We start from the raw sequence: 6,592 nt of genomic DNA on the forward strand, positions 1-6,592 counted from the left end.
TGGACAGGTTTCCGGGCAATGTAATCTACTGCCTGCACTGCTGATCGGTTTGGGTTGCGGTGAAGTAGACCACGGCGGGCGGTTGACCGCCATGGGCGGCTCTCGCTGATCGTTCCGGGGCGCCACAACCTGCGCAATGCGCTGGCCGCCCTCGGAATGGCGCTGACCCTTGGCATCGGGTTTGCGACCGCGGCCGGGGCGCTGGCAGACTTCCCGGGACTCGCGCGGCGGCTGCAACCTGTGGCCCCGGGAAACCGGCTGCGCCTCTTTGACGATTTCGCCCATCACCCGGCCGAGATCGAGGCCGCGCTGGCCGTCCTGCGCGAGACGACGGAGGGGCGGCTGATCGCGATCTTCGAGCCGCAGCTGCACAGCCGGATCACGCTCATGGCCGCGCGCTTCGCGCAGGCCCTTGGGGCGGCGGATCACAGCTATCTGCTGCCGGTGGTCGCGCTGGGCGAAACCGCCCAAGCCGGGAACGGCGATGCCGCGCTGGCCGAAGCCTGCCGCGCCGGGGGGCTTTCCTGCGACCATGTTTCGGACATGTCAGAGCTGCTGGCGCGGTTGCAGGCAGACCTGCAAGGCGACGAGACGCTTGTCGTGATGGCGGGCGGCAGCGGCGCGGCGATCGCCCCGCGGATCGCGCAGGCGCTGTCGCATCCGCCCGGGCCCCGTGCCGCGGCCGCGCCGAACATCCTGATCGGCGAAAGACGGCCCCCGCCGCCGGATCTGCTGACCCTTGTCGCGGCGCAGGCGCGGCGGCGGCCCCGGGCGCCCGCCGTCGAAATGGGGCACCGCCGTCTGAGCTACGCCGATCTTGTGCAGCGCAGCGACGACCTTGCCGCAAGCCTTGCCGCGGCGGGCGTCGGGGCAGGCGACAGCGTCGGCGTCTGTCTTGGCCGGACGGTGGACCGGGTGACCGCCTTTCTGGCCACGCTGCAGCTTGGCGGCGTCTTCGTGCCGCTCGACCCGGCCCTGCCGGAGGAGCGGCTGCGCCAGATGCTGGACACCGCGGCGGTGCGGACGGTCGTGGTGAATGCCGCAAGCCCGGCCCTGCCGGACATCGGCCTGCGCATCGTCCCTTGCGGTCCGCTGCCGGAACGGGGCGAAGCCGCCGCGCCGCAGTGGCAACCGCAGCCCCCGGCGGCCGGGGCGCCCGCCTACATGATCTTCACCTCCGGCACGACCGGGGAACCGAAGGCGGTCGAGATTTCACGCGGCGGGCTGGCCAATTACGCGGCCGCGGCGGTCCGGCATTTCGAGATCACCGCCGAGGCGCGGGTGTCGCAGCTCAGCGGCTTCGGCTTCGATGTCTCGGTGGGGGACATGGCGATGGCGCTGGCCGCCGGGGCCTGTCTCGTCTGCCCCTCGGATCTGCAGGCGATCCCCGGCCCGCCGGTCGGCCGCTTCATCGCCGAGGCCCGGCTGACGCATCTGTCGCTGACGCCCTCGGCGCTGGCGATCATCCCGCCCGCAGAGCATCCGCAGCTGACCCATGTGATCGTCGCCGGAGAGGCCTGCCCGCCCGCGCTGGTGGAGCGCTGGGGCAAGGGGCGGGTCTTCCTCAACGCCTACGGGCCGACGGAAGCCACGGTCGAGGCCCTGTTCGCCCGCTGCACGCCCGGCCAGCCCGTCCGCATCGGCCGGCCCATCGACAACATGGGCGCCTGCCTGATGACCAGGTCCCTAACGCTTGCCGCACCGGGAGAGGAGGGCGAGCTGTGCCTGTTCGGGCCCGGCCTTGCCTCCGGATACCGGCACCAGCCCGGGCTGAGCGCACAACACTTCCCGGTGGTCGATCTTCCCGGTCTTGGTCCGACCCGGATCTATCGCACCGGGGACCGGGCACGGCTGGGGGCCGATGGCGGCTTCGTCTATCTCGGTCGGCTGGACAGCCAGCTGAAGGTCAACGGCCATCGCCTCGAGCCCGGCGAGGTCGAGGCGGCGCTTTGCAGCCTGCCCGGCGTGATCGATGCGGCCGTCTCGCGCCTTGCCACGCCTCAGGGCGCCGACCGTCTGATCGCCCATCTGGTGATGGCCCCCGGCGCCCCCGCGCCCGATCCGGTCGCGCTGCGCATGCGGCTGGCGCAACAGCTGCCGTCCTGGATGGTGCCCTCGGTCTTCCTGCCCGTGCCCGAGATTCCGCGCAATTCCAACGGCAAGCGCGACCGCAGCGCCCTGCCGGTGCCGCCGCAGCTGACCCGGCCCGCAACGGCCCGCAGCACCGGCACCGCGACCGAGGCGCAGCTGATGGCGCTGATCGACCGGGAATTCGGGACCGGCATCGTCACCGGCACGCGGGACAGCCTGCACGCGGCCGGGCTCGATTCCCTGTCGATGGCGAACCTGCTGTTCGCGATCGAGGCGGCTTTCGGCATCACGCTGGATGCCGGGTTCGAGGCCGGTCTTGATACGGTCGAAGTCCTGGGGCTGATGGTGGATGCACGGCGCAAGGCACCGCCTGCCGCCGCCGCCCCCGGGATCGAGAACGCGCTGGCCGCCAGGATCCTGCCCTATCTGGCGACCTGGCCCGGTCGGCGGCTTGGCCGCGCCGGGCTGGTGCGCAGCCTGTGCGACGCCGGGCCGCTTCCGCAGCTGTTCTGGTGCTTCCAGACCGGCAAGGAACTGTCGCGGCTGACCGAATGCCTGAACGGGGCGGTGTCGCTTTACGGGCTGCGCTCGGGGCATCTTGCCGTCGACTACAGTGCCGAGACGCTGGCGGCCTTCGGTCGGCTCTATGCGGACGAGATCGCGGCGATCGCGCCGACCGGTCCGCTGTATCTGGGCGGGAATTGTCAGGGCGGCCTCGTGATCCGCGAGGCCGGGCAGGAACTGATGCGTCGGGGTCGGGACGTCGCCCTGACCATCCTGATGGAGCAGGGCCGCTTCCTGCATTACCCGGGCGTCACCTTGCTGCTGTTCGGCGCGGGCAGCTATCTCAATCCCTATGGCCAGATGGCGGCACCGGAGCAGGTATTCCGCGAGGCCTATCCCGCGGGCCATCACGTCGAGATCCTCCCCGGGGCGCATGGGCAGTATTTCACGCCCGGCAATGCCGAGGTCCTGGCGGCGACGATCCTGCGTCATCTCGACCGCCACCGATCGGCCCCGGCTCTGCCCCCCACCTGCCACGAAGCCCGGTTTGCGCGGCGCGACGCCGGATGAGCAATCACCCGCCGTGACCCTTTATCGCCCGCCGCACGGCGTCACGATCCCCTCCTCGTCAATGAAACGGCAAAGCTCCGATCGTCTGCTCCTTCAGGTTGGGCAGACTCTCCATCACAGCGAGAGAACTTCCGCGGGGCAGGTCAGACGCAAAAGCAAAAGGCCCGCGGTTTTAGCGCGGGCTGTCGGCAATTGACTTTGGTTGCGGGGGCAGGATTTGAACCTGCGGCCTTCAGGTTATGAGCCTGACGAGCTACCGGGCTGCTCCACCCCGCGTTTGTCCCGAGGGCTGATTTGCGATCGGGGTATTGGTATCGTTATGAGAGAACGTTGGTTTCTTTCTAGGTTTGGCGGTGACCTACTCTCCCACGTCTTGAGACGCAGTACCATCGGCGTGTTGGCCCTTAACGGCCGAGTTCGGGATGGGATCGGGTGTTTAGCCAACGCTATGACCACCAAACCGAGGAAGAAGCCATGTCCAAGTCTGAGTACATTGAGAAGCGCTGCTGCCGCGGATGCGGCCACCGGCATTGCGCCGGCGCGGAGCGTTCTGTTTCTAACCAATGTGTATACTTGCTTTTGGTCCTGAGCCTTGCTGCTACTGGATCAAATCAAGCCAATCGGGCAATTAGTACCGGTCAACTGAATGCATTGCTGCACTTACATCTCCGGCCTATCGACGTGGTGGTCTTCCACGGCCCTCAAGGGATACCTTGTTTTGAGGGGGGCTTCACGCTTAGATGCCTTCAGCGTTTATCCTGTCCGTTCATAGCTACCCAGCACTACCGTTGGCACGATAACTGGTCCACCAGTGGAACGTTCACCCCGGTCCTCTCGTACTAGGGGCAACTCCTCTCAAGTATCCTACACCCACGGCAGATAGGGACCGAACTGTCTCACGACGTTCTAAACCCAGCTCACGTACCTCTTTAAATGGCGAACAGCCATACCCTTGGGACCTGCTCCAGCCCCAGGATGAGATGAGCCGACATCGAGGTGCCAAACGATGCCGTCGATATGGACTCTTGGGCATCATCAGCCTGTTATCCCCAGAGTACCTTTTATCCGTTGAGCGATGGCCCTCCCACTTGGGACCACCGGATCACTATGACCGACTTTCGTCTCTGCTCGACTTGTCAGTCTTGCAGTCAGGCAGGCTTTTGCCATTGCACTCAACGACCGATTTCCGACCGGTCTGAGCCTACCTTCGCGCGCCTCCGTTACGATTTGGGAGGCGACCGCCCCAGTCAAACTCCCCACCATGCAGGGTCCCGGATCCGGATGACGGACCGCGGTTAGACATCAAGAGTGCGAAGGGTGGTATCTCAAGGGAGCCTCCACCGCGACTGGCGTCACGGCTTCAAAGGCTACCACCTATCCTGCACATCACAATCCTGATGCCAGTGCAAAGCTGGAGTAAAGGTTCATGGGGTCTTTCCGTCTAACCGCGGGTAGTGTGCATCTTGACACACAGTTCAATTTCGCTGAGTCCACGTTTGAGACAGCGGGGAGATCGTTACGCCATTCGTGCAGGTCGGAACTTACCCGACAAGGAATTTCGCTACCTTAGGACCGTTATAGTTACGGCCGCCGTTTACTGGGGCTTCAATTCGGAGCTTGCACCCCTCCTTTTAACCTTCCAGCACCGGGCAGGCGTCAGACCCTATACGTCGCCTTACGGCTTCGCAGAGCCCTGTGTTTTAAGTAAACAGTCGCCACCCCCTAGTTTGTGCCCCCCACCGATAGTTGCCTATCAATGGGGCCTCCTTCTCGCGAACTTACGGAGGCATTTTGCCGAGTTCCTTAAACGTGGTTCTCTCAAGCGCCTTGGTATACTCTACCTGTCCACCTGTGTCGGTTTAGGGTACGGTCATATGGAGGGCTATTTCCAGGGACACCGCAGCTGCCAGACCAATCCGATAAGGTCTGACAACAGTAAGCATCCGTCACATCCTCCTGGCCCAGGAATATTAACCTGGTTCCCATCGACTACGCCTTTCGGCCTCGCCTTAGGGGCCGGCTTACCCTGCTCAGATTAGCTTTAAGCAGGAACCCTTGGACTTTCGGCGAGAGGGTCTCTCACCCTCTTTGTCGCTACTCATGTCAACATTCTCGCTTCTGATCACTCCACCGGATCCCTCACAGGCCGGCTTCACAGTCAGCACCTGTCCGACCAAGGCTTTCCCGAAGGAGAGCTAAAGTCGGGCGGTGCTATATCACAGAACGCTCCGCTACCACGTGCATTGCTGCACATCCAAAGCTTCGGCTCGTGGCTTGAGCCCCGTTACATCTTCGCCGCAGGATCTCTTAACTAGACCAGTGAGCTGTTACGCTATCTTTAAAGGATGGCTGCTTCTAAGCCAACCTCCTGGTTGTTTTGGAAATCCCACATGCTTTCCCACTTAGCCACGAATTGGGGGCCTTAGCTGTTGGTCAGGGTTGTTTCCCTCTTCACGACGGACGTTAGCACCCGCCGTGTGTCTCCCGGATAGTACTCTGCGGTATTCGGAGTTTACTTAGACTCAGTAAGGCTGTGGGCCCCCATCATCCATGTAGTGCTCTACCCCCGCAGGTATTCGTCCGAGGCGCTACCTAAATAGCTTTCGCGGAGAACCAGCTATCTCCAGATTTGATTGGCCTTTCACCCCTAGCCACACCTCATCCGGACCCTTTTCAACGGGTGTCGGTTCGGACCTCCAGTTGGTGTTACCCAACCTTCATCCTGGACATGGCTAGATCATCTGGTTTCGGGTCTGATCCCACGAACTCGTCGCCCTTTTAAGACTCGCTTTCGCTGCGCCTACACCTATCGGCTTAAGCTTGCTCGTAAGACCAAGTCGTTGACCCATTATACAAAAGGTACGCCGTCACTTCTCAAGGAAGCTCCGACTGCTTGTAGGCGTCCGGTTTCAGAAACTGTTTCACTCCCCTCGTCGGGGTGCTTTTCACCTTTCCCTCACGGTACTGGTTCGCTATCGGTCAGCAAGGAGTACTTAGCCTTCGAGGGTGGTCCCCCGATCTTCAGACAGGATTACACGTGTCCCGCCCTACTTAATGCGTCCGATCAAACTTCGTGTACGGGGCTGTCACCCATATCGCTGGCCTTTCCAGACCATTCCACTCGTTCTCACGGCTCGGCTGGTCCGCGTTCGCTCGCCACTACTAACGGAGTATCGTTGATTTCCTTTCCTCCGGGTACTTAGATGTTTCAGTTCCCCGGGTTCGCTCTAAACCCCCTATGTATTCAGGAGTAAAGTACCTGGTTATGCCGATTAAGAAGTGCCATCAGGCAATCATAACCGACATTCAGGTGGGTTTCCCCATTCGGAGATTCATGGATCAAAGCTCATTCTCAGCTCCCCATGACTTATCGCAGAGTATCACGTCCTTCATCGCCTCTTGCTGCCAAGGCATCCACCAAACGCCC

1 protein-coding gene, 1 tRNA gene and 2 rRNA genes (1 of these 4 cut by a window edge) are annotated in these 6,592 nt (G+C 62.8%); 1 reads left to right on the top strand and 3 read right to left on the bottom strand.

The genetic code is table 11. The features are described 5' to 3' along the window. Nucleotides 1–156 precede the first annotated feature (156 nt). Nucleotides 157–3,165 (top strand): amino acid adenylation domain-containing protein, encoded by a 3,009-nt coding sequence (locus tag RCAP_RS16685; protein WP_013069074.1) that lies wholly within the window; start codon nucleotides 157–159, stop codon nucleotides 3,163–3,165. A 199-nt stretch (nucleotides 3,166–3,364) separates the two neighbouring features. On the opposite strand, the gene RCAP_RS16690 is transcribed toward RCAP_RS16685, so the two are convergent. From RCAP_RS16690 to RCAP_RS16700, 3 genes are all read right to left on the bottom strand, one after another. After that, nucleotides 3,365–3,441: transfer RNA gene (locus tag RCAP_RS16690), tRNA-Met, on the bottom strand. 69 nt (nucleotides 3,442–3,510) lie between these two features. After that, nucleotides 3,511–3,625: ribosomal RNA gene (gene rrf / locus RCAP_RS16695) — 5S ribosomal RNA — on the bottom strand. A gap of 147 nt (nucleotides 3,626–3,772) precedes the next feature. After that, nucleotides 3,773–6,592: ribosomal RNA gene (locus RCAP_RS16700) — 23S ribosomal RNA — on the bottom strand; it runs 15 nt beyond the window's last position.

The organism is Rhodobacter capsulatus SB 1003 (assembly GCF_000021865.1).
Classification (GTDB): domain Bacteria; phylum Pseudomonadota; class Alphaproteobacteria; order Rhodobacterales; family Rhodobacteraceae; genus Rhodobacter; species Rhodobacter capsulatus_B.